2 protein-coding genes are annotated in these 1,841 nt (G+C 68.3%); both read right to left on the bottom strand.

The features are described from left to right. Positions 1-40 precede the first annotated feature (40 nt). Positions 41-415 (bottom strand): YybH family protein, encoded by a 375-nt coding sequence (locus SRB5_RS35700; protein ID WP_153458019.1) that lies wholly within the window; start codon positions 413-415, stop codon positions 41-43. 47 nt (positions 416-462) lie between these two features. Then, entirely contained in the window at positions 463-1,716 is a 1,254-nt protein-coding gene (locus tag SRB5_RS35695; protein ID WP_323379057.1) for an IS256 family transposase, read from the bottom strand. Positions 1,717-1,841: the final 125 nt, after the last annotated feature.

Raw genomic sequence — 1,841 nt, 5'->3', positions numbered from 1 at the left:
GAGCAATTGTCAATTCCTGTGGATCGATGCTGCCGCCTGGTTATGCGCTGAGGTGTTCGTGGAGCATCTGCCAGGTTCCGGCGTTGTTGACGAGCACGTTGGTGCCGCGGCCGTTTCCTGATCGCGGCTGGCCGTCGATGGTTCCGGTCCAGGTGAACCGGTAGCGGCATACCGCGTGGTCATCGCTGTGGGCGATCCACTCCAGATCGTCGATCCGGTAGACCTCGTCGCGGATGGTGGCGAAGGTCTCGGCGATGGCGGAGAGGACGGCTTCGCGCCCGCGGTGGGATCCGTCGGAGAACCAGTAGACGGCCTCGGGAGCGATCAGCGGGATGAGCTGGGTGATGTCGTGACTGTTGGTCGCCTTCTCGTAGGCACGGATGAACTCGGTGGGCGGTGCTGTGGGTTCGGGCATGACCGGTCCTTCTCTCCCTTTCGCGACGTGACAGGTAGCAGGGGCTGTCAGGCTGCCGTGGTCTGTTCTCGCTCGACGAGGATGCCGTTCTCGAACGTGGCGCCCGCGCGGACCAGGGCGACGAGGTGGGCTCCGGTGACCGCGCGCCAGCGGGCCTGGGCGGACTCGACGAGCTTGAAGACCATCGCGAGGGCTGCGGCCGGGCTGCCGGCGCCGCGGGTGACCTTGGTGCGGAGCTTGACGGTGGAGAAGGTCGACTCAATGGGGTTCGTGGTCCGCAGGTGGATCCAGTGCTCGGCCGGGAAGTCGTAGAACGCCAGCAGTTCCTCGGCGTCGTCGGTGATCTTCGCGACGGCCTTGGGGAACTTGGCGCCGTAGGTCTTCGCGAACGCCTCGATGGCCTTCTCGGCGTGCGTGCGGTCCTCGGCGTTGTAGATCTCCTGCATCGCCTTCGTCGCGCCCGGCTGTGCGGACTTCGGCAGGGCATTCGTGACATTCCTGGCTTTGTGGACCCAGCACCGCTGGTGCCGGGCGGCCGGGAACACCTCCGCCAGGGCCTTCCACAGGCCCATCGCGCCGTCGCCGACGACCAGCTCGGGATCGCGCATGCCCCGGCGGCGGCAGTCGCGCAGCAGATCGGCCCACGACTCAGTCGACTCGCGCAGCCCCTCGGCCAGCGCGATCAGTTCCTTGGTGCCGTCCAGGCGCACACCCATCAGCACCAGGACACAGGAGTGTGCCTGCCCGAGCCGGACCTTGGGGTGCACCCCGTCGGCCCACACGTACACGTAGTCGGACTCAGCGAGGTCGCGCTGCTGGAAGGCGGCGTGGTCGTCGCTCCACTGCTTCGTCAGCCGGGTCACGGTGGCCGGCGACAGGCCGGCCGCCGAGCCGAGGAACTGCTCCAGCGCGGGCACGAAGTCTCCCGAGGACAGCCCGTGCAGGTAGAGCAGTGGCAGCACCTCGCTGACCTTGGGCGACTTGCGGCACCACGGCGGCAGGATCTTCGAGGAGAACCGCATCCGCTCTCCGGTGGCCGCGTCGACCCGCTTGTCGTTCACGCGCGGGGCCGTGACCTCGACGGGACCTGCGGCGGTGGTCACGGTGCGGGGCCGGTGGTGGCCGTTGCGGACCACCAGGCGGCGCCCGGCCTCGTCGGTCTCGGCGGCCAGCTCGGCTATGTACTGGTTGACTTCGGCCTCCAGCGCGGCGGCGAGCATGCGCCGGGCGCCCTCGCGGACGATCTCGTCGATCAGGGAGCCGGACTCGGTGGAGCCGTCGGCGTTCACTACGCTGAGCACGGGCGTGCCTTCCCGACCCGCGCTGCGAACGCGGGCCTCTACTCGGTGACTTGTAGATCACTCGGGAAGGTACGCCCTTCGCGTCCCGTCCCGAAGACCGATCCACAAGTCCTGAGCATTGCTCC

Source organism: Streptomyces smaragdinus, from assembly GCF_009604385.1.
GTDB classification, from domain to species: Bacteria; Actinomycetota; Actinomycetes; order Streptomycetales; family Streptomycetaceae; genus Streptomyces; species Streptomyces smaragdinus.
This window is presented reverse-complemented; position numbering and strand designations above follow the sequence as displayed.